This window comes from Halococcus saccharolyticus DSM 5350 (assembly GCF_000336915.1).
GTDB lineage: Archaea > Halobacteriota > Halobacteria > Halobacteriales > Halococcaceae > Halococcus > Halococcus saccharolyticus.
On sequence record NZ_AOMD01000001.1, the window covers coordinates 1 to 22,049 of the forward strand.

The window sequence follows — 22,049 nt, forward strand, 5'->3', positions numbered from 1 at the left end:
CGCCCCGACCAGCACGACGACCTCGCCGACCGCTACGGCCAAAGCGTGGTCGAGCGCGCCACCGACGTCGGTAACTGAAACTACGCTCCTCCCCTCAGGGAGGTGAGGTCGGTCACGAATTTCTGCACCCGCGAGCTCAGTCGTCGAGTTCGGCTTTGGGTTGTGCGGTGGCGACCGCGAGTTCGTAGCGGTTCTGGCGCGCGTCGTGGATGCAGACACCCTTCTCGACGGCCTCGATCCGTTCGAGCTGATCGAGCGCGTTGCGCACGGTGCGTCCCGAGAGTCGGGAACGCTGAATGATCTCCTTTTGTGTGAGCGAGGCGTTGTGTTCGAGGACTTTGAACACGAGTTTCGCACTCGGCGAGAGGCCGTCGAGCCGCTCAGCAGTGGGATCACTCATCGTCTCTTCTATGGTCGGACGGGGAATAAACGTATCGGCTATCCGATAATTTGATGGCTGAATTATAAACTCGTCTGACTGGTTCGGCAGCCCGATCGAACGTCTCGTCGATGGTCAGTTGGACGCTCGACCGTTTCGTTCTCGATGGGCGACTAATCGTGGGCGTTGCCAGCCGACGACGCTGCCGCCACACTGTTCTGCCGAATCAGCCTCGGAACGTCGGCCGAATGTTGGTATCGCTCCTCACTGTACTCCTCGACAGTACCGTGTGGCTCATGCCAGTGGCCCGTCTCGAAGCGACCGAGAGCACACGATGACCGACGAATCCGCCGGACGACCTGCCGACCGCTCGTCCACGCAGGACCACGAACCGATGGAAACGCGACTGTTGAGCCTCGCCGAGAGGGGGCGTCGAACCGACGGGCTCGTGCGCGAGCACCCGGAGGTTCTGACGGCCGTGGTAGATGGATTGCTGCAGATCGACACCGCCGTGTTCGTTGGTGAGCACCCCGAAGCCGCCGATCAGCTGCTGGAACTCCTGTGGGACGGGCTGCGTATCGCAGCCGTGGAAGCCGATCTCGACGGACTCTCGTCGCGTGTCACCGTCAGTTTCGTGGCCGATGACTGCTCGCTGGCGGGACACCTCGACATCGACGGAGATGCGGGAACGATCACCGGCGGCACCGATCAAGCCGCGGACAGCGACGTGATCATCTCCGCCCCGGCGGACGTACTCGTCGGGTTGCTCGCGGGCGATCTCGATCCCAAACTAGGGTTCATGCGCGGTCGATTCACGATCGACGGCTCGACCGAGACGGCAATGGCGCTCGTTCCGGTGCTAGATGACCTCTCGGAGCAATTGCCGGTGTGACTGCTACCGGCTTACGTCGATAACGAACACACCGATCACGAGAAGTCCGTCGGTCGTCCCAACCCGAATTCGATTACACTGCTCGCGGTTGCGTCGAACGTTCGTCGATACTGACCAACATCGAACACGTAACGGTTCCGAATCTTTGTCGGACCAAGAGATTCGTGACCGATTCCACCCAGGTTTTCAGATAGAAAAAAGTAGATTTGAGGAGGGTCGCTGGCTGAGGATCTCCGTACAACAATACAGAAGGATATTGTCGTTCTTTGTCTCCTCAGCTATATATCCAGAGATAATTCGGTAATAAGATTGAAAGAGTGGGTTGAGAGCAGAGCGACAAACGTGAAAAGAGATCGCTCAGTACAGTCTTTTCTGTGGGTTGTTGCTTTGATCAAGGAGAAGGGAAGAACAAGGTCGACTATCGTAGAGACGGCCGACTGGTACTCAGATATCCGTCACACGCTGGTACTCGTCGCTGAGTGCGGCGGCGTCCTCGGGGAGGAGCGCCACCACGAGGTACGTGGCGTACTCGCCGAAGTACTCGACCAGCGCTGCGATCCGATCGGAATCGAGCGCTTCGAGCGAGTCGATCACGATGAACGGCAGCGACTCGTGGAGGTCGTGAACCAGATACCCTGCGAGCGCGAAGACGAGTCCCGTGACTTCGCGTTCGCTTTCCGAAAGATGGCCGATCGAGTCCTCGTAGGTCGTACCCTCGTTGGTGCTCCGAATCACGTGGAGGTCGAACACGCCGCGCTCGACTTTCCGGCGACCTTCCCGTACTGTTTGCTCGGTGCGCTCGATCCAGATCCGCTCGATGTTGGCGTAATCGAGCACGCCGAGGATGGTCTCCATGTGGTCGTTGAACTCCTCGACAGCCTCGGCCTCCAGCTGTTCGATCCGGGTACGCAGGTCCGCCAGTTCGGTCTGGAGTTCCTCGCGCCGGTCAGTCAACCGATCGCGTTCGTCGAGGTCTTCTTCCACGCTCGCGATCTCCTCACGAACGTCCTCCAAGTCGCTTTCGAGCCGACCGAGTTCGAACTCGAGCTGATTGGCCTCCTTGTGGTGGTCGAGCAGTTCGCTCTGCTCCTGGCCCTCCAACTCTTCGACTGCCGCCTCGCGCTCGTCGATCGTGTCTTCCAGCGTGCTGCGCTCGTCGGTGAGGTCGTCGAGAGTGGCCTCGCGCTGGGAGATTTCGCGATCGATCTCGTCGAGTTTGCGGTCGACGCGCTCGCGCTGGTCACGATCGCCCCGAAGAGCGTCGCGTCGATCGGTCAGCTCGTCGAGTTCGGCGTCGATCTCGTTGCGCTTCGAGGAGTGCTCGCTCCGGAGTTCGCGGAGGCCGTCGAGCGTGTCGTCGATCGCGTCGCGCTCGACCTCGCTTCCGCAGGTCCAACACACCGTGGTATCCTCGACTAGCTGGTCGGTGAGCGCCTCACCGTCGTCGGAGCGGTTCTGGAGTGCGGCCTGGAGTTCGGGGTTATCGCCTTCGAGAAGCTCTTCGTTGAACTGGAGGATGCGCTGGAGCTGATTGATCGTCGATTCCAGCGACTGCTTGTGATCGCGGAGCCGATCGATTTCGGTTTCGAGCTCGTCGAGGTCGCCCGCGGGCGTCTCGGGTAGTTCGGTCATCGTTGTTTCGAGCTCGTCGCGTTCGTCTTCGAGCGCCTGAATGCTTTCGCGCTCGGTGTCGATCCGATAGCGAACGTCCTCCAGCTCCGAGCGCACTTCCTGGAGCTCGTCGAGAGCATCCTCGAAGGCGTTTTTCTGTTCTCTGGTGTCGTCGACGGTCTGGTCGGCGTCTTCGATCTCGGATTCCTTCGCGTCGAGTTCGGTGCGTTTGTCCTCGATACGGTCTTCGAGACGGGTTTTCTCGGCTTCGAGCTCGGGAAGGCGCGAGTCGAGCGACTCCAACCTGTCGAGTTCGTCGTCGAGGTCGCGTTTCTCGGCCTCCAACTGCTCGATCTCAGCGTTGATCGCGGCAGTGTCCACGGGCCGCATGATGACCTCACGGAGGTCGTCATCGCGCGCAACCGCCTGACGGGCCTCGTTGGATTCGAGCAGAAACGCGAACAGTTCGGCAGCCTCAGTGTCCTCGAGATAGGGGTCACCGTCGAAGACCACTGTACCATTGCGACGTTCGAGCGTCCGAGTGTACGTGTCGTCGCCGAGGGTGAGCTCGACCTCGCCGTGGTCGGCGTCACCCTTGAGCGAAACGCGTTCGCTCCCGAGTGTCGCCATCAACGCCTGCAATAGTGAAGTGCGGTTGGTGGCGTTTCGACCGGTGAGCGACGTCACGCCCGGCGAGAACGTGATTTCGGTGGCGTCGATTCCGCCGACGTTCTCGACGGATAGCTCAGCGTGATCTTCGATAGCTCGTGATTGACTCATCGTACACTGACTCATAGTGGAGGGTATACTAAGTTCTTGTTGCTCGTACCGTCCTTCCCTGTTCTACACCGTCTGGTGTAACAAGATTACTTTTGTTACAGTGGTGGCAGGGCAGTGGTGTGCGCCATCACTGACACTGAGGACTCGCTACCGGAGTCCAACTGATCGACAAAACGTGAGGAGAGTCCGATCCACGAGATCGTTGGTGGTGTTCACGGGTTTCGACACTCGGTCACTGGATTGTCGCAGTTCGTGGTCTACTGGTGGTGTCGTGATAGCCGGTTAGCTAAAAGTATCTGCGCAATTTTTCTCGAGATGATACAGAGTAGTGGAACTCCAGTCATTGGTCGCTCTTGTTAATCTGGAACCGAGAATGGTCGGTTCTTCCCGTTCTAAACCCGTGATTTTGGTGTTTCTCAATAACGATATAACAACCTGGGTATTGTCGATTGGATCGAGGTATTCTCTCGGTTGAAGGCACACCGAGGAGCCCTCAGAAAATAGAGTTGTTTGAGAATTCAGTCTGATACCGACTATAAATTGACTCTTCTGTATAGATATCACAGATTTCTACGGCATAGCGATTGTGTTCTCTTTATGATAGAAATGTCTAGACGAGAGCCAAAAGTGAGAATTTGATTTTGAGTTGGTCTAACTCGTGAGCGTATCTCCGTGGCCGTAGTCGTCACCCACGAGGACAACCGCGATGGCGAGCACTTCTGCTGTCAGAAGTGCGGCTACGAGGTCAATGCGGACTACAATGCGGCGAAGAACGTCGGGCTACGGTATGCCCGGAAGCGCATACACAGTCTGCGTTCCGCGCCCACGTCGCGGAACGCAGACGCACCCGTAGATGTGTGTATACATGGTGGGACGTTGAACGGCGACGGTCCCCGGTCTTTTGCCGGAGACTGATCGCCGGGAGTCCACATCAAAGCCCCTCCCTCAACGAGCGAGGTTAGTTATGACCGAGCGAAGTAGGGAGGGGTCATTTACGAAGCTACGGTTCGGTTTGACATCCTCCCACGACTCAAGTCGTGGGATTCCCTCGCTCGGGGTCGGGCCGTCCGACCCGTCGGAGAGTCTTTTGCTGGTTCGTGCGAACCACGTCGGGACTTTCACGAGGGCGTGGCAACCCCGAACGACGCCGTTCCGGCGTCGTTCGTCCCGCTTGTGGCACACAGGCCGTGCCATCGGCCCGACTGCCATCGAAGCCACTTCGGCAGTCCCCGACCGGGTAGGTTTACTGTTTTTTGTTGACGGGGTACGCCAATTCAACCCCACTTTTCCCGTTCGAGTTGATCGTGTAAACGACCCTAGAGAGCCTAAGTCTTGTGGTTTCGGCAGTTGCGAAGGGCCACGGTACGGCCTACCGCTTAGACCCACGGCTGAAGTCGTGGGCTTCCGCTTACTCTCTGTCAGTAGCGAAGCTTCGTGCAGCGTCAAGGACGAGCGAGAGCGACTGCTCGACCGCCGATTGCTGTTCGGCCGACGGCCACGCGTTGCGGACGAAGTACTCCTGGCGGAACTCACGGCGCTCGGCCTCGGTCGCCGTCTCGATCCGGCGGGCGTAGTGGTTGCTCATGAAATCGGCGAACGCACGGGCGTTCGCGGCGTGAACGTCGCCGTGGCGTTCGGCGACGCGGGCGACCACGCGGTCGTTGTGAGCCGCGACGTGGAGCCAGTCGTCGGGATCGCCCGGTCCCGAGAGCCGGCGTTCGACCGCACGGTCGGTGTCGTCGATTCGGTCGGTCCGGACCGTTCCGTCGTCGATCCACTCGTCGGGATAGCAGACGAGCACCGCGTTCGTGTCGTCCTCACGGACGCGTGCGGTGAAGCCGTAGTCGGCGAGCACGGACGCGCGTTCTTCGCGGCACGCCTCACGCTCATCGCCGTCGGTCGCCGCGCGCGCGAGTCGAGTGAGTCGTTCGGCCTCGTCGACGACCGCGGTGGGGAGCTCACTCATCCTCGAACGCCTCGTTGGCGAGTCCGTCGGCACGATCGTTCGCCTCGCGCGGGACGTGTTCGATCGACCAGTCGTCGAACCCATCGAGGAGTTCGCGGACCCGAACCCGGCGCTCGCGGAGCGCGGGTTCGTTGGTGTTCCACGCCCCCCGGACCTGTTCGACGACGAGCTGGGAGTCGCCGCGGACGTCGGCCGTACCGAAGTCGTACTCGCGCGCGACCCCGAGTACTCGAAGGAGAGCCTCGTACTCCGCACGATTGTTGGTGGTGTCGTCGATGCGCTCGCTGCCCTCGTCGACGATCCCCTCGCTCGTGACGATGACCCACCCGATCGCCGCCGGTCCGGGGTTGCCGCGCGACGCGCCGTCGAAATAGCAGTGTGCGCGTCCGCCAGTCTCCCGGAGCAGCGCCGCGAGGCGGGTGGGATCGCTCCCCTGAATCACGACCTTCCCCTCGTAGGCGACCGCCGTCGCGCCGTCGCGCTCGGCGCGCCAGCGTTCGTGGTCGGTGTTGCCAGGCTCGATCGCTACGCCGGCGGCCGTCAGGCGTTCGCGGGCGTTGTCCACGTCGCACTCGATGACCGGCATTCGTCGAAACTCGCCGAGTGCAGCGGATAGCGTTTCCGGTTACGACGAGCAATCGTCGCGATTCGCCGGGGAGGAGCGATCGGTTCGCCCCCTCCCAAGGGTTTATGTCCTCGCACGATACTACTATAAAAGTGCAATGACACGGTCCACTCGTCAACGGGAGCGGCAGGCCGAGACCGAACACGAGGCGGACGAACGGGAGGGGGAGACGGAGGGGGTACGAAGCTGTCCCGAATGTGATTCTGAAAACTTAGTCAAAAGCGCCGACCGCGGAGAACTGGTCTGTGACGACTGCGGTCTCGTCGTCGAGGAGGAGAACATCGATCCCGGTCCGGAGTGGCGCGCGTTCAACCACGCCGAACGCCAGCAGAAATCCCGCGTGGGTGCGCCGACGACCCAGACGATGCACGACAAGGGGCTGACGACGACCATCGACTGGAAGGACAAGGACGCCTACGGCCGGTCTATCTCTTCGAAGAAACGCTCACAGATGCACCGGCTCCGAAAGTGGCAAGAGCGCATCCGGACCAAGGACGCCGGCGAGCGCAACCTCCAGTTCGCCCTCTCGGAAATCGACCGGATGGCGAGTGCACTCGGCGTTCCCCGCTCGGTACGCGAGGTCGCCTCCGTCATCTACCGGCGCGCACTCTCGGACGACCTCATTCGCGGGCGCTCGATCGAGGGCGTTGCGACCTCGGCGCTGTACGCTGCCTGTCGAAAGGAAGGCATCCCCCGAAGTCTCGAAGAGATCTCGGAAGTATCGCGCGTGAATCGCAAGGAGATCGGCCGCACGTATCGCTATATCTCCCAAGAACTCGGGCTCGAAATGCGTCCCGTCGATCCGAAAAAGTACGTTCCGCGCTTCTGTTCCGAACTCACCCTCTCCGAAGAAGTCCAGTCGAAAGCCAACGACATTATCGAGACCACCGCCGAGAAGGGATTGCTCTCGGGGAAATCCCCCACTGGGTACGCTGCCGCAGCGATCTACGCCGCCTCGCTGCTCTGCAACGAGAAGAAGACCCAGCGCGAGGTCGCGGACGTCGCCCAAGTGACCGAAGTCACCATCCGGAACCGGTATCAGGAGCAGATCGAGGCGATGGGGATTCACGGGTAGGACATCGCGTTTCCGAACAGTTTCGCCGAGCGGCGGGAGTTTAAATCGACACAGCCCCTCCCTTCTATCGATGCGGCTCGATGAGTACTTCGAGGAGATCGAGCGCGATGAGGCTGCAGAGCGCCGCGAGCTGGTGAAGGAGAAGTCCTACGCGATCACCGACTACCTCGAAGACGTCGAGCACGAGTTCGACCGCCGCGTGTCCGACGACGCGCTGCTCGGCTCCACGTCGCCGACGATCTTCGTCGGCCGGTCGTCGTACCCGAACGTCTCGACGGGGGTCCTCTCGCCGGTCGGCAACGAGGAGCGCGCCGCCGACTTCGAAACCGGCGGGCACTGGTACGATCGTGGGTTCTCGATCGAGGACGTGTTCCAGCACCGGACTGGGCTCGTGAACTCGACCCAGCGCGCCGAGGTGAGCAACGTCGCCGACGCGTGGAACGGGTTTCTGGGCACCCAGCGCGAGGTCGCGATCGCCGATCGGCCTGTCGATGTCGAGATCGGTCTCGACGGTCCACTCGACGTCGATTTCGAGGTCTCCGAGCAGGACGTCTCCTCGCCGACCGGGCCGCGTACTCGGGCGGAAAGCGCGACGCTAACCGAGAACCCCCACGTCCCGCAGCCGGTGAAAAAGACCCTCGAAGACGACGACTGGCGCGCGGCGGGCGCGATGAACTACCTCTACAACCGAGGGTTCGACGTCTACGACATCAACACCATCCTGTCTGCTGGCGCGCTCGGACAAGGTGCGAACCGACGGCTCGTCCCCACGCGGTGGTCGATCACCGCGGTCGACGACACTGTCGGGAAGTTTCTCAGGGGTGGACTCCGGAACGCAACCGCGGTCGACAAGACCGAGGTGTACTACAACGAATATTTGGGAAACAGGTTCTGGATCGTGCTCGCGCCGGGCAACTGGGAGTTCGAGCTGGTGGAGTTCAAAGCCCCCGGCAGCGTCTGGAACCCCGATCCCGATCGGGGGATGTGGATCGCCGCCGACCGCGAGGGCTACGACGGCCGGACCTCATATGTGGAGGAGACCGCGGGCGCGTACTACGCCGCGCGCCTCGGCGTGCTTGAACATCTCGACGAGCGCGACCGCCAGGCCTCGGTGCTGGTCTGTCGGCACGTCACGCCCGACTACTGGGGACCCACCGGCGTCTGGCAGGTGCGCGAATCCGTTAGGAACGCCTTCGGGGACGAACCAGGCACGGCCCAGTCGTTCGGGGCGGCGCTCCGGGAGCTCGCTCCGCGACTGCCCGTCTCGCTCGCGCGCCTCCGTCGGAAGTCCTCGATGGCGGCGGGCGTCCAGTCCCAGCTGGCGGAGTTCGGGTGAGCGTGGGTGGCCGTCGCTGATCGGTTGGTGCCGCCGATGGTCGGTCGCCATACGAGTGTACTGCAGTGGTGGGGTTTTTGCGTCCCGCCGCCCGACGATCCCATATGAGCACGACGGTCCGGACGGGCGGGGCGCGCGGCCGACTTCGCGCCGTTGGTGTCGGCGCGGCGATCACCGTAGCAGCCTTTCTGGCGGCGGTGCCGCTCGGCTTCGTGGTGGGAAACGCCGCCGGGCTGCTCGGCATCGAGTTCTCGCTCACGGCCGGGTTCGTCCTGAGCACGATCCTCCTGCAAGGCGTCGCCTTCCCACTGACCGCGTTCGGCTATCTCCGGTTGCGCGGGCTGTCCGTTTCGTTCGTGAAGGCACGCCTGCCGACGCTCCGTGACGTGCTCTGGATCGTGAGCGGCTACGTGCTGGTGTTCGCACTGGTGTTCGTGCTCCTCCTGCTCGTCGTCAACCTCGGTGTCCCCACCGCGAGCCGGACCGACCAAGCCGCACTTCAGGATCCGGGGACGCTGATCTGGCTCATTCCGCTCTCGTTGCTGGTGATCGGTCCGGGCGAGGAACTCCTCTTCCGGGGGATCATCCAGGGTCGCCTCCGGGAGTCGTTCGGCCCGGTTGGCGCGATCGTGCTCGCGAGCGCGACGTTCGCCCCGGCGCACATCCTCGCGCTCACCGGCTCGTACCAGGCACTCGCGGTCTCGATCTCGGTGCTGTTCGTCCCCGCGCTCGTCTTCGGTGTGACCTACGAACTCACCGACAACCTCGTGGTTCCATCGGTCATCCACGGCGCGTACAACGCGACCATCTTCGGGATCGTGTACATCGGGCTGCGCTACGGGCCGACGCAGCCAGCAGGGCTGCTATGACGATCGTAGTCGGGTAATATTCTGGCCGCTCCGGGCAGAAGTCTCAGGGCGGACGGGCCACCCGTCAGTTGGCTCTGAAGTCGGGGACACTCCCCGCGAACGGTTCTTTCGAGCCTGCCGAACCCGCCAGCGATGGCGCGACGGCTGAAGCGGGGGCCACCAACAAGCCCACGAGTTTGCTCGTGGGTAGCTGACACTGCCAGCAACACAGGACGACAAGAAGACAACCCTATTTTGCATTCGGTCGCAAGTCGAGGTATGTCGACGCAAAACGGAAGCAACTGGTCCGGCGAATCCGTGGGCCTGGCGTTCAGCCGACTCGCGTTGGGAATCATCTTCGTGGTGTCCGGGGTCGGGAAAGTGTTTGCAATGGGACCAAAAGCATCCGGTATCGACGCGTTCGCCGGAATGCTTGCCCAACTCGGCGTTCCGTTGCCGACCGTCACCGCTTGGGGTGTCGGAGTGCTTGAGTTGGTCGGTGGAGGATTGCTGTTGATCGGACTGCTCACCCGTCTCGTCGCCGCCTTGCTCGCCGTCGATATGGCCGTGGCAACGGTCTTAGTGCACCTTCCCAACGGTTTCGTCGTGTCGGATGGTGGGTACGAGTATACGTTCGTCCTCACGCTCAGCGCGCTTGGCCTCGCGTTGAGTGGCCCTGGTGTGCTATCAGTGAGACGAGCTCTCACCGGGTCGCAGTCGTCCACTTCTCATTGACATCCTCCCACGTCTGGAGTAATCAGCGGAGCAGCTGAATACTTCCAGTCATTGTTGAATGACCTCGTGAATCGCTACGCAGCACTGGATCAAGCGGGAGCGGTGACCACTCCGATCAGAGGTTCATACCGTATCCAGGCCACTCGAGCCGTGGTCGTTAGCGTCTGCGAAACAATAGCGTGTGAGTATGGATTCTCACTCAACCCGAACCAGCAAGTGCGAATCTCAGCACAGCGAGAGTGCCTCGGGATCAAGGCTCGAGACACTTCGACGCCAAAAGAACTACGAGTGTGCAACTGGCATGCACAACCGGGGAGTCCGCGATGGTTGGGAGTGCTCACCCACAACCCTCCCTCTCTACCGGATCGCGGTAGCGAGCGCGTTTGGCGTTGCCGGCGGGCGCTGTGCCCGAGGTGGCGACTCGGGAACGAACTTGGAGGCCGCAACCCACCACCGAAAGACATAGTTCCGAACGCGCCCGCCGCGAAAATCCATCTTCACCCCCGGGGTCAAGCCCCCAGGCACTCGGCCTGTAATATCAGTAGACAACGACGCGTCGCCAACCGCTCGGAACCGTTCTGTGGGTACGGCGTTTGAGGCGAACGCCGTCTGTGGACCTCGGTTGTTCGATTGGAAGCACCGATCAGTATGATGTTTGAACGACAAGCTCGACACTCCACATTCACACACGGATCTACCAGCCGATACGGTTCGAGGGGGTCGCTACTGGTCGCTTAGCAACTAGTTTAGTGTTCACAATCGGGTTCAATCCCCGCAAGAAGCACTGATGCGGGCGGATCGGATCCGAGTGTGAAGACCGGTTTTGGCTACTGGTCGACCCTTGTGGAGGGACCATCGAACAGTGCAGCCGATTCTGAGACGGGCGTTCACAGGCATTTGAATTCCTTAGAGAGTGGTTTTGAGAATCGCTGTTATCTGTCTACGGATGCACGCAACCGCTGGGCGATCGGCGATATCACCTGCAAACTTCACACTGAGAGAAAACCGCCAGACGGCAACCGTGTGTGAACTTTTGGCCGGTTCGAGTTGCCTCGTTCGTCCGATACCATCAACCGATCAACTTAATTCTCAAGACGAATCATGGCGATTCTCAGCCCCTCTACAGCGTGTTTTGATGGTTATCCCTTGGATCGTTTGTGCGTGCGCGGTAGCGGTGATCCGGTTCACACTCACATTCACGAGTAGTACATCGTCTCCCTTGCGGGCGAAAATACCGATTGTGAAACGGCTATCAACGGGTGAGAACGCACGAACCAACCTCTGCGTGTCGCTCACCGAGTCAAGACGACTGTGACTCGTGTGTCGGGAGTTCATCTGTTTGCCCGAGCGGTCAGACCGGCACCGGAAGCCACCGCAGCCAGCCGACGACCCGCTCGGGTGGCAACAACGGCGGGTGGAGCACGAGCCAGTCGAGAAGGATCAGTCCGAGGCCGTGAGCCACGACCGAGGGGAGGATCGAGTCGCTTCGGTAGTCGACCGCGCCGAAGAGCACGTCGGTGGGTCCCGAGAGGAGCAGCTCGATCGGCGGCTTCGCGGTGTGCTGGAGCGCGTAGAGCACGGGGCTGATGAACACGCTCTTCGGGCCGAGGTCGCTGACCCCGACACAGAGCAGCCCCCGGAAGTACGTCTCGGCCGCGATCACGATCACGAACTGGCCGATGGCGTGCGGGAGGAAGTCCCCGAGCGCTGCACTCGTTCCCCACATCGGGTAGTACGCCCGCACGGACGGCAGCGACGATCCCACGAGATAGAAGGGGAGCACGAACAGCGCGAGCAGCAAGGTGTTCTTGAGCGCCTGTCGGTCGACGCGCCACCCCAATCGCTCGCCGTACAGCCACGCCAGCACGCCCGGTCCGGCGAGATACACGATCGCGTCGCGAGCGGTGCGAGCCCACAGTTCGGAACTCCCCGCGGCGTCGTTCCAGGCCATCCACACGACCGCGAGGACGCCGCCCCACAGCAGCGATACCTGGACCCACGAGAGTCGGAGTCGATCGAACGTGCGGACCGCCACGACCTACTCGTCCGTGGTCGGCACCGGGCCGGTGCCGACGACCTCGTGGACGTGAGACTCGAACTCTTGGCGGCGCTCGAAGTACGTCTCGTCGATCTCGTCGAGCACGTCGTCGATCCGCCGTGGCCCCTCAGGCGTCCGGATCTCGGTGTCGCCGATCCGGCGTTCGAGCCGTGACTTCTCCATCCCCCACGTCAGTCGTGAGGTCGCCCGCGCCAGCGGGACCCCCTCGATCGATTCGCTCTCGCCGAGTTCGACGACTGGTCCGTCCTCGTCTTCGCCGTTGTCGTCGTCAGCCATACCCCCACTCTCACCGCGGGCGGATTAGAGGTTTCGGAACCGACTTTTTTACTGTGCTACGAGACGGCGAAGCCGTCTCGGCATGACGAAAGACGCTTCGCGTCTTTCGAACCACGTCGGGTCTCCTCGTAAAAACCTCTCGACTAAAAACACCCGCTCGCACACCCCTCCGGGGTTCGCTCGCGGTACAACTACTGGCGCTTTCCGCAACCGCTCCACAACCGCCAACCGCACAGCACCGCCCGAGCCCTCGCTCCCTTCGGTCGCTCGCCCTCGATCCTCCAGGCCCGCACCGCAACCACCCACCGCCACCACAACCAAACGGCCAAATCGAGAGCTATCGGCCCTCGAACTCCGGCTCCTCGTTCGCCATGAACGCCTCAGCGCCCGCTCGGTGATCCTGAGTCTCGAACACCGCAGCCTGGGCCGCGGCCTCGTTGTCCATCGCCTGGTCGAGCGAGCTCTCCATCCCTTGCCGGATGAGCCGCTTCGAGGTCTGGAGTGCCACCGTCGGTCCCGTGGCGATCTGCTCGATCAGCTCGTCGGCGCGCTCGTCGAACGCGTCATCTGGATACACGTGAGTGAACAGCCCGAGCGACTCGGCCCGGTCCGCCTCGACGAGTTCACCAGTGAAGACGAGTTCTTTGGCCGTGTTCTCGCCCACGATCCGTGGCAGGAAGTAGGAAGTTCCTGAATCGACTGCGAGCCCGACCTGCCGGAAACCGAAGCTGATCCGGGCGTCCTCGGTTGCCACCTGAAGATCGCAGGCGATCGCGAGGTTCGCACCCGCTCCGAACGCCACACCGTCGATCTTCGCGACCGTCGGCAGCGGACACTCCGCAATGCGCTTCACCGCACGACTGGTCTCTTGAGTGATCCGCCGAACCGCCTCGTCGAGTGTGGTCTCGCCCGCGAGCCGCTCGGCCATCGCGTTGACGTCGCCCCCGGCCGAGAACGCGCCGCCAGCGCCGCGAACCACGAGGCACCGCGCGTCGCGGTCTTCGAGGCGCTCGACCGCGTCGATGATCCCGCACGCGATCTCGCTCGTCAGCGGGTTGCGCATCTCGGGGCGGTTCAGCGTCAGCGTCGCAACCCCCTCGGCGACATCGAGCACCACCGGCTCGTCGCTCGATTCATCACTCATTCGGCCGCCTCCGCGTCCGCTTCGCTCGCCTCGCGCTCGCGGAGCTCGAACTTCTGGACCTTACCGGTGGTCGTCCGCGGGAGTTCCTCGACGAACGCGACCTCGCGGGGGTGTTTGTACTCCGCGAGGTTGTCGAGGCAGTATTCCTTGATTTCCTCGGCAGTAACGTCGCTATCGGGAACTGGCACCACGAACGCTTTCACGGTCTCGCCGCGGCGCTCGTCGGGGATCCCGACCACGGCGGCATCGGCGACGTTCGGGTGTTCGAACAGCAACTCCTCGACCTCGCGAGGGTAGACGTTGTACCCGCCGGTGACGATGACGTGTTTCTCCCGGTCGACGATGTAGAAGAACTCGTCCTCGTCGCTGTAGCCGACGTCGCCGGTGTGGAACCAGCGTTTGCCGTCGTGCTCGGTGAAAACCTCCTCGTTGGCCTCGGGCCGATCGTGGTAGCCAGCCATCACGTTCGGACCCGCGATCACGAGCTCGCCGGTGATCGCGTCGAGGTCGGTCTCGCTTTCGTCGACCGGCCCCTCCGCGACCGGTTCGACTGGCTCGAAGTCCTCGTCGACCACCATCGAGTCGACCCCCGGTAGCGACTGGCCGATACTGCCGACTCGCCGCGCGTCAGGGCTGTTGAAGTGGGTCACCGGCGAGGTCTCGGTCAGGCCGTAGCCCTCGTAGAGTTCGATTCCGAACTGTGCCTCGAACTGTCGGAGCACCTCGACCGGGAGGCTGCTCCCACCCGAGTTCACGAACCGGAGCGACGAGAGATCGAACTCGTCGACGTTCGGCTGGTTGATGACGTCGTTGTACATCGCGGGCACGCCCTGCATGATCGTGAGTGCCTCCGACTCGATCAGTCCGAGGGCGGTCTGGGCGTCCCACTCCGGCAGCGGGTAGTACGCCGCGCCGGCGAACAGCGAGGTGTTCATCACCACAGTCATCCCGTAGATGTGAAAGAGCGGGAGCACGCCCAAAGAACGGTCGTCGGTGGTAGTGCCACCGGGCAAGAGATCCATCGCCATCCGTGCGTTCGAGGCGAGATTCTCGTGGGTCAGGAGCACACCCTTCGGCTGGCCGGTCGTCCCGGAGGTGTACGGCTGCACCGCCACGTCGTCGTCCGCCCGCTCAACCACGTCGGGTGCATCCGCGACGAGGAACTCCTCGAACTGCGTCGCGCCTTCTGCGTCACCCCCGACGCTAACGACGTGTTCGACGGCTGTGTCGTCACGGACTTGCTCGACGATCGGGACGAGATCCGACAGCGTGACGACCAGTTCCGCCCCGCTGTCCGAGAGGAGATGGTCGATCTCACGGGACTTGTACTGTGGGTTCATCGGCACCACGACCGCGCCTGCTCGGAGCGCGCCGTGGAAGGCGATCACGAACTGCGGGAGGTTCGGGAGGTAGACTCCGACCCGATCACCGGAACCGATCCCTGCCTCCGAAAGTCCGGCGGCGAACGCACCCGTCTGCGACCAGAACTCTTCGTAGCTCAGATCGGTCCCGTCGTAGTGAATCGCGGTTTCCTCGGGATGTTCTACTGCCGTGGATTCGACGTTCGTGACGAGATTTGTCATGGTTTCTCGTGGGACGTGGACGCCCGCCGGCTAAAGCGTTGCCCCGTGATGAACCAATGGTTGCCACGAAGCCATCGAGAGTTACCGATCGTAATCGAGCCGCGGCTCCAGTTCGGAAGTACCGGAAACCTCGGCTATCCACCGAGGTAGACGTCGTGGATGTACTCGTCCTCGCGGAGCTCCGCGGGTGCACCCTCGCGGACGATCTCGCCGTTTTCGAGCAGCGCGATCCGGTCGGCGTGGTCCATCGCGAACGTCACGTTCTGCTCGCAGAGCAGGATCGTGACGCCGGCCTCCTGGATGCGGTCGAGGCCGTCGCTGATGTCGTCGAGCACCACGGGCGCGAGTCCGAGCGTGGGTTCGTCGAGCACGAGGAGGTCGGGCGAGCTCATCAGCGCCCGACCAATGGCGAGCATCTGCTGTTCGCCCCCGCTCATCGTCCGGGCGTGCTGGTCGGCGCGCTCTTCGAGCACGGGGAAGAGGTCGTAGACGAACGATCGGCGCTCGTCGGCGTTCCCGCGCCGGAACGTGCCGAGCGAGAGGTTGTCGGCGACGCTCATGTGACCGAAGAGGTCGCGCTCCTCGGTACAGTGGATCAGTCCCTCGCTCACGAGGTCGCTGGTCGAGCGCGTCGACACTTCGGTGTCGTAGTAGCGAACGCTGCCCTCGTAGCCGTGAAACCCCGAGACGGTCTCGGCAAGCGTCGTCTTCCCCGCACCGTTGGGACCGATCACCGAGACGATCTCGCCGCTTCCCACCCGAAGATCGATTCCGCGGAGCGCGGCCACCTTGCCGTACGAGACCCGGAGATCCTCGATCGCGAGCGGCGTCTCGGTCCCGGCTTCGCGGCCGGTTTGCTCGCTGCCATCGCCCTCGTCGGCTTGCCTGGCCCCGTCGGAATCACCGGCAGCGTCGGTGCTCATAGCCCCCCTCCGAGGTACGCCTTCTGAACCTCCTCGTTCGCCCGGATCTCCTCGGGCGTGCCCGACGCGAGCTTCGAGCCGAACCGGATCACGATCGCACGGTCGATCAGCGAAAGCAGCCCGCGCATGTTGTGATCGACCACCACCAAGGTCAACCCCTCGTCGCGGAGGTCGGTGAGGAGCCCGGAGACGTCCTCGACCTCACCTCCCGAAAGCCCGGCGAACGGCTCGTCGATCAGGAGGAGGTCGGGATCGGTCGCAAGCGCCCGGGCGAGTTCGAGCCGGAGAAGCCCGGCGTGGGGGAGTTCACTCGGTGAGAGTTCCATCCGATCGCCGAGCCCGACCCGCTTGCAGATCGCCCGTGCTCGTTCACGCAACCCACCGCGAAAACCCGACAGCGAGAAGAGTTTGTCGGGTGTGAGCGCGAGCGCGACGTTGTCGATCACCGACCGGTCTTCGAGCGGCCGGAACGACTGGAACGTCCGTGCGAGACCGCGTTTCACCATCCCGTGGGCCGCAGTGCCGGTGACGTCCTCTCCATCGTAGTGGACTGTCCCGGCGGTCGGCGGGTAGACGCCGGTGACGCAGTTGAACGTCGTCGACTTCCCCGCCCCGTTCGGGCCGATGAATCCGAGTATTTCGCCCTCCTCGACTGCGAAGGAGAGGTCGTCGACCGCGGTCAGTCCCCCGAAGCGCTTCGTGACGTTCTGGAGGACGAGCAGTCCGTCGTCCGGTCCGTAGGCGTCGCTCGTCGTTTCGCCCTCGCGCTCGGCGGTCGTCGACCTATCAGGCTCGCTCTCGTTGGTTCGCGTTCCGTTCGTCTCGCTTTCGTTCGTCGCGTCGGCGCTCGGTTCAGTACTCATTCGTCATCACCACCGTCGAATCGGTCGTTCAGCGCGTCCAACGCGCGTCGATACCGTTCGGCTGTCTGTTCGATGGGGTTCGTCGTGTCATCGGTTGTGGCCGCACCGTCGGCATCACGACCGCCATCGGTGGCAACGGTTTCGCCACCACGAGCCCGCCGCAGCCCGCGCCGGCCGGTCCGGATCGCCCATGGGAAGATGCCCTGCGGGAGGAAGTAGACGATCACCATCGCCAGCAGCGCGAACAGCAGCAGGCTCGCCTCGTTGATCCCGACGTCGACGAGGGGAATGGTGGCGTCCTGCTGGTTCAGCAGATCGTTGGTGAAGTAGAAGAACACGCCGCCGAGCCCCGCGCCAACGATCGTGCCCATCCCACCGAGGATCGCCGCGATCAGCACTTCGATGCTCACGATAAGCCCGAGGAGCTGGCTCGGCTGGGGGCTGCCGACCGGGGTGTGGACGAACATCGCGCCCGCGAGCCCGCCGACCGCCGCGCTCAGCACGAACGCGAACACCTTGAACTTCGCCACGTCGAGGCCGGCCGCCGCGACCGCGTCCTCGTCCTCCCGGATCGCGGTCAACACCGAGCCGAGTCCCGAGCGCATGAGCAGAAGGAGCCCCAGCATGACGGCGAGGAAGAGGCCGAGCGCGATGTAGTAGTTCGCGACGACCACCAGCTCGAACTCGTCGGCGGTGACGAGGCTCGCGGGCGAACTCAAGCCGAGCTCGCCACCGAAGATCCCGCCGTAGACGATGAACACCTGGAGCAGGATGAGCGGTGCGACCAGGGTCACGAGCGAGAGGTACGGCCCGCGGAGCCGGAGTGCGGGCACGCCGATCAGCACGCCCGCGACCGCCGCGATCACCACACCTGCGGGAATCGAGAGCGTCGGCGTGACGCCGTGACCGAGGTTGAGCAGCGCCGAGGTGTACCCCCCGACCGCGAAGAAGATCGCGTGGCCGAAACTGATCTCGCCGGTGTACCCCGACACCGTGTCCCAGCTCATCGCGAACAGCCCGAAGTAGAGCGCCCCGATGAGGACGAGGAGCTGGGTCGTCGACACCCCGACGAACGGCAGGACAGCGAACAGCACGACGCCGAGGAGTCCGACGAGGTAGCGCGGGGCGAGCAGCGACCCGAACAGCGACGGCTCGTCGGTCGTTTCGGGCGTTCCCTCGACCGCCTCGCCGGAGAGGTTCTCGTCCGCCATCTACGCCTCCGCAAGCTCCCGGCCGAACAGGCCTTCGGGGCGGACGAGCAGTACCAACACGAGGATCACGAGGCCGGCGAGCCCACTAAGTCGCGGGTCGATCGCCGAGGTGGTGATGACTTCGAGGAAGCCGATGACGTACGCCGCCACTAGGCTTCCGCGAATGGAGCCGAGCCCGCCGAGCACCACGATCGAAAAGGAGAGGATGAGCGGCTCGCGTCCCATCGCCCAGTTCGCGGTCTGGTACGATCCCAAAAAGAGGCCGGCGAGCCCGGCGAGGACCCCGGCGATGGCCCACGTGTAGAGGTTGATCCGACCGCTCTCGATCCCGACGAGCGCCGCCCCGCGCGGGCTCATGCTGGTGGCGAGGATCGCCTTCCCGGTTTTCGAGTAGTTGATGAACGCGAACAGTCCGGCGATCAGCACCCACGAGAGCGCGACCGCCACCAACAAATTGTTCTGGACGGCGTTACCGAGGATTTCGGTGTTGCCGGAGACGAGCGCGGGGATCGCCCGAGGCTGGCTCCCTTCGACGATCCTGACGACCTCCTCGACGACGATCGAGGCCAGGAGCGTGAGTATCATCACGACGATGATGTTGTCGCTCCGTCGCTCGGCGAACCCCTTGTAGAGAAGCACGCTGAACAGCGCCGGGACCGCGATCGCCGCGAGTACGCCCGCCCAGATACCGAATCCGGCAGTCGTGACGTAGTAGGCGGCGAACGCACCGATCGTGATGACCGCGCCGTGCGCGAGGTTGATGGTCCCGCCGACGCCGAAGATCATCGTGAAGCCGATCGCGACCAGCGCGTACAGCGAGCTGATCACCACTCCGTTGATGACGATGTTGGCGACGTCGACCATCGATCAGATCCAGGCGGGCGGCTGGTAGTCGGCGGTCTTGTACTGTTCGGGCCAGATGACTTCCTGGACCCCGCCGCCGTCCTCGCCCTCCTGCCACTGGAGAAAGACCGGGTAGATGGCGTCCTCGCTGTAGATCGGGTCGTGGGGATGATTCTCATCGCGACCGTAGAACTGGAGGTTCCCCGTCGTCGCGGTGAACGAGGCCTCCTCCATCGCCGACACCAGCTCGTCGGCGTCGGTCGTGCCCGTCTGCTCGACCATCGCGGCGTAGAGTTTGACCGCATCGTACGCGATATAGCCGGTGTAGACCGGGTAGCTGTCGTACTCCTCGTTGTAGGCCTCGACGAACGGCTGGGTCTTCTCGGTGACCTCGCTCTGTGGCGTCGCGGAGGTCTGGGTCACGCCGTAGAGACAGGCCCCGTTGACCGCCTCGTAGTAGGAGGGAAGCTGCATCGGGACGTGGATACCCGCGAACCCGAAGGGACGTTGCTGCTTGGCCCACTGGACCACCGCCTCGGTTCCGGTGTGGGCCATCGCGGTGAACATCCCGCTCGCATCCGAACTCTGGACGTCGTCGAACAGCGGCCCGAAGTTCGTCGTTCCGCTCGCGTAGCGTTGATTGCCCGCCACCTCGACGCCGACCTCGCTGAGGCTCTCGTTGAACAGCTCCGAGATCGGCTCGGTCCACGTGTAGTCCTCGACCATCGCGTACGTCGAATCCCAGCCCATCGCCTCGAAGTTGGCCTCCCCGAAGTCGATCAGGTTCCGGCCGAGATCGAGGTCGTTGAGCGGCCCCGCCCGGAAGTGGTATTTGAACTGCTCGTAGTCCTCCGCGATCATCGCCGAGACCTCCGTGCTCGCCGCACCGGCCGTGAGGTGGACCGTCTGCTGTTGGGCGATGTCGTCCATGATGTTCAGGAGAACCTCGCTGGTGAACACGCCGGTCGTGACGTCGGCATCCTGGTTCAGAACGAGCTCGCGGTAGCGCTGCTGGCCGGTCGACGGGTCTTCCTCGGTGTTCCCGACCGCCAACTCGACCTCCGCACCACCGATCCCGCCGTTCTCGTTGATCTCCGCGACCGCGAGCTCCGCGCCGTTGACGATCGAGCCACCGATGGGATCGTTCTCCGGGTTCGGGGCCAGCGCACCGATCGTGATCGGGCCTTCGATATCGGCGCTCCCGCCGGAGCCACCCGATGCGTTGCCGCTACCGCCGCTGGTCCCGTTATCGCCGCCACCGTCGGAGCCGTTGCCACCGGAGCCGGTCCCACCACTGCCACCGGAACCGTTGCCGCCACCGCCCGTTCCGGAGCCGCTCTCCCCGGAACCGCCACCGGAGCCACCACCACCAGAACCACCGTCGTCGCCGCCACCGAGGCTGAGACAGCCGGCAACCGCCGTCCCAACCGCTGCGCCGCCGGTTGCCTTCAGAAACGTCCGTCGACTACTGCGTCCATCGTCAGCAGAAGAGTCGTTGCCACGCTCGCCGTTCGATTCGTTACCATTGTTAACCATTGGTACTCTGTGACTAGGACACATTGTTCATAAAAGTACCGGATGGTACAGTTCGTGAAGCGACAGATCGGTATTTCGTGGTTGCCTGGTGCCGGACGGGCTCATCCGAGCTAGTTCCAGGATATCGATGGGTAGAACCCCATGAACGGACGGCAAGCGAACCGGAGTCAGCAGATCGATCCCGACCACAGTTTAACAATGATGAGCTGATTCCGGGATTCGCTGACCAGTGGCGATGGAGTTAACTCCGTGCCGAGTGGCTCGCTATGCATGGACGCCAGTGAGATCGAGCGTGTCGCGGTGCTCGGCGCGGGCAATATGGGCCACGGCATCACCGAAGTCGTCGCGATCGCGGGCTACGACGTGACGATGCGCGATGTCGAACAGGAGTTCGTCGACTCGGGCTACGAGGACATCGAGTGGAGTCTCGACAAGCTCGACGAGAAGGACCGGATCGACGAATCCGCCGACGAGGTGCTCGATCGGATCGACACCACGACCGATCTGGAGACAGCGGTCGGTGACGTCGATCTCGTGATCGAGGCCGCACCCGAGCGGATGGCGCTCAAACAGGAGATCTACGGCGAACTCGACGATCTCACGCCCGACGAGGCGATCCTCGCCTCCAACACTTCGTCGCTCTCGATCACTGAGATCGCCACCGCGGTCGAGGACCCCGAGCGCGTGGTCGGCACTCACTTCTTCAACCCACCGGTGAAGATGGACCTCGTCGAGGTGATCTACGGCGAGCGGACGTCGGACGAGACCGCCGACGCCGCCCACGACTTCGTCGAATCCCTCGACAAGACGCCGATCTACGTCCGGAAGGACGTTCAAGGATTCGTGGTCAACAGCGTTCTGGGACCGTTCATGGTCGAGCCGGCGTGGATGGTCTCGAACGGCGAGGCCACCATCCAGGAAGCCGATGCCGCGATGGTCCATCAGCGCGGCTATCCGATGGGACCGTTCGAACTCGGCGATCTGACCGGGATCGACATCGGTTACTCGGTTCGAGAGGAGGCCGGGATCGAGAACCCGCCGCTGATCGAGGAGAAGGTCGAAGCCGAGGAGCTGGGCCGGAAGACCGGAAAAGGGTACTACGACTACGAGGAGGGCGACGGTCCCGACTACGAACAGGACGACGGCGAGGGGTTCGACACGCTCCGCGTCGAGGCACAGATGGTGAACGAAGCCGCGAAACTCATCGGCAACGACGTCGCGACCGCGGAGGCGATCGACACCGGAATGCGCCTCGGGGCCGGGTTCCCCGAGGGGCCGTGCCGGCGCGCCGACGACATCGGGCTCGATCGGATCCTCGAAAAGCTCGAAGCGCTCCACGACGAGACCGGCGAGGAGCGATTTGC

General features: G+C 63.2%; 19 protein-coding genes and 1 pseudogene. 7 read left to right on the top strand and 13 right to left on the bottom strand.

Annotated elements, in window-relative coordinates; genetic code table 11:
• Positions 1 to 136 precede the first annotated feature (136 nt).
• Positions 137 to 400: a MarR family transcriptional regulator gene (locus C449_RS00005; RefSeq protein WP_006075787.1), complete on the bottom strand. Its 264-nt coding sequence runs from the start codon at positions 398 to 400 to the stop codon at positions 137 to 139.
• Between the two features lie 313 nt (positions 401 to 713).
• Between C449_RS00005 and C449_RS00010 the strand changes: the two genes are divergently transcribed.
• Positions 714 to 1,271, top strand: a complete 558-nt coding sequence (locus C449_RS00010) for an SCP2 sterol-binding domain-containing protein (RefSeq protein WP_006075789.1) — start codon at positions 714 to 716, stop codon at positions 1,269 to 1,271.
• Positions 1,272 to 1,715: 444 nt separating this feature from the next.
• Here C449_RS00010 and C449_RS00015 read toward each other — a convergent pair whose 3' ends face one another.
• Positions 1,716 to 3,662 (bottom strand): archaea-specific SMC-related protein, encoded by a 1,947-nt coding sequence (locus C449_RS00015; RefSeq protein ID WP_049913773.1) that lies wholly within the window; start codon positions 3,660 to 3,662, stop codon positions 1,716 to 1,718.
• Positions 3,663 to 4,349: 687 nt separating this feature from the next.
• Between C449_RS00015 and C449_RS18545 the strand changes: the two are divergent.
• Positions 4,350 to 4,577, top strand: a pseudogene (locus tag C449_RS18545) (zinc ribbon domain-containing protein); the annotation flags it as partial.
• Positions 4,578 to 5,070: 493 nt separating this feature from the next.
• Here C449_RS18545 and C449_RS00020 read toward each other — a convergent pair.
• On the bottom strand, positions 5,071 to 5,628 hold the full coding sequence (locus C449_RS00020) for a DUF7108 family protein (RefSeq protein ID WP_006075791.1): 558 nt from the start codon (positions 5,626 to 5,628) through the stop codon (positions 5,071 to 5,073).
• A complete protein-coding gene (gene rnhA, locus C449_RS00025; RefSeq protein WP_006075792.1) occupies positions 5,621 to 6,214 on the bottom strand; it encodes a ribonuclease HI in 594 nt (197 codons plus the stop codon). Before rnhA ends, C449_RS00020 begins: the two co-directional genes overlap by 8 nt.
• A 136-nt stretch (positions 6,215 to 6,350) precedes the next feature.
• On the opposite strand from rnhA, the gene C449_RS00030 reads away from it, so the two are divergent.
• The 4 genes from C449_RS00030 to C449_RS00045 all read left to right on the top strand — a co-directional run bounded on the left by C449_RS00030 (position 6,351) and on the right by C449_RS00045 (position 10,247).
• Positions 6,351 to 7,328: a transcription initiation factor IIB gene (locus C449_RS00030; RefSeq protein ID WP_006075793.1), complete on the top strand. Its 978-nt coding sequence runs from the start codon at positions 6,351 to 6,353 to the stop codon at positions 7,326 to 7,328.
• Between the two features lie 70 nt (positions 7,329 to 7,398).
• The gene (nreA, locus tag C449_RS00035) at positions 7,399 to 8,664 is read left to right on the top strand and encodes a DNA repair protein NreA (protein WP_006075794.1); all 1,266 of its coding nucleotides are present in this window, start codon (positions 7,399 to 7,401) and stop codon (positions 8,662 to 8,664) included.
• Between the two features lie 104 nt (positions 8,665 to 8,768).
• The gene (locus C449_RS00040; RefSeq protein ID WP_006075795.1) at positions 8,769 to 9,533 is read left to right on the top strand and encodes a CPBP family intramembrane glutamic endopeptidase; all 765 of its coding nucleotides are present in this window, start codon (positions 8,769 to 8,771) and stop codon (positions 9,531 to 9,533) included.
• A gap of 258 nt (positions 9,534 to 9,791) precedes the next feature.
• Positions 9,792 to 10,247 carry a DoxX family protein gene (locus tag C449_RS00045; protein WP_006075796.1) on the top strand — a complete coding sequence of 152 codons (456 nt, stop codon included), beginning with the start codon at positions 9,792 to 9,794 and terminating at the stop codon, positions 10,245 to 10,247.
• Between the two features lie 1,351 nt (positions 10,248 to 11,598).
• Here C449_RS00045 and C449_RS00050 read toward each other — a convergent pair.
• The 9 genes from C449_RS00050 to C449_RS00090 form a co-directional block, all read right to left on the bottom strand.
• Positions 11,599 to 12,282: a CPBP family glutamic-type intramembrane protease gene (locus tag C449_RS00050; RefSeq protein ID WP_006075797.1), complete on the bottom strand. Its 684-nt coding sequence runs from the start codon at positions 12,280 to 12,282 to the stop codon at positions 11,599 to 11,601.
• 3 nt (positions 12,283 to 12,285) lie between these two features.
• Entirely contained in the window at positions 12,286 to 12,582 is a 297-nt protein-coding gene (locus tag C449_RS00055) for a DUF5789 family protein (protein WP_006075798.1), read from the bottom strand.
• Between the two features lie 337 nt (positions 12,583 to 12,919).
• Positions 12,920 to 13,726, bottom strand: coding sequence for an enoyl-CoA hydratase/isomerase family protein (locus C449_RS00060; RefSeq protein WP_006075799.1), 807 nt, complete (start codon positions 13,724 to 13,726; stop codon positions 12,920 to 12,922).
• On the bottom strand, positions 13,723 to 15,309 hold the full coding sequence (locus C449_RS00065) for a long-chain-fatty-acid--CoA ligase (RefSeq protein ID WP_006075800.1): 1,587 nt from the start codon (positions 15,307 to 15,309) through the stop codon (positions 13,723 to 13,725). Before C449_RS00065 ends, C449_RS00060 begins: the two co-directional genes overlap by 4 nt.
• 134 nt (positions 15,310 to 15,443) lie before the next feature.
• On the bottom strand, positions 15,444 to 16,232 hold the full coding sequence (locus tag C449_RS00070; protein WP_006075801.1) for an ABC transporter ATP-binding protein: 789 nt from the start codon (positions 16,230 to 16,232) through the stop codon (positions 15,444 to 15,446).
• On the bottom strand, positions 16,229 to 17,095 hold the full coding sequence (locus C449_RS00075; RefSeq protein ID WP_006075803.1) for an ABC transporter ATP-binding protein: 867 nt from the start codon (positions 17,093 to 17,095) through the stop codon (positions 16,229 to 16,231). Before C449_RS00075 ends, C449_RS00070 begins: the two co-directional genes overlap by 4 nt.
• The gene (locus C449_RS00080; protein WP_006075804.1) at positions 17,092 to 18,306 is read right to left on the bottom strand and encodes a branched-chain amino acid ABC transporter permease; all 1,215 of its coding nucleotides are present in this window, start codon (positions 18,304 to 18,306) and stop codon (positions 17,092 to 17,094) included. The genes C449_RS00075 and C449_RS00080 overlap by 4 nt, the downstream gene beginning before the upstream one ends.
• The gene (locus C449_RS00085) at positions 18,307 to 19,170 is read right to left on the bottom strand and encodes a branched-chain amino acid ABC transporter permease (RefSeq protein ID WP_006075805.1); all 864 of its coding nucleotides are present in this window, start codon (positions 19,168 to 19,170) and stop codon (positions 18,307 to 18,309) included.
• A 3-nt stretch (positions 19,171 to 19,173) separates the two neighbouring features.
• On the bottom strand, positions 19,174 to 20,685 hold the full coding sequence (locus C449_RS00090; protein WP_006075806.1) for an ABC transporter substrate-binding protein: 1,512 nt from the start codon (positions 20,683 to 20,685) through the stop codon (positions 19,174 to 19,176).
• Positions 20,686 to 20,955: 270 nt separating this feature from the next.
• On the opposite strand from C449_RS00090, the gene C449_RS00095 reads away from it, so the two are divergent.
• The coding region (locus tag C449_RS00095) for a 3-hydroxyacyl-CoA dehydrogenase (protein ID WP_006075807.1) at positions 20,956 to 22,049 on the top strand (1,094 nt) is incomplete at its 3' end.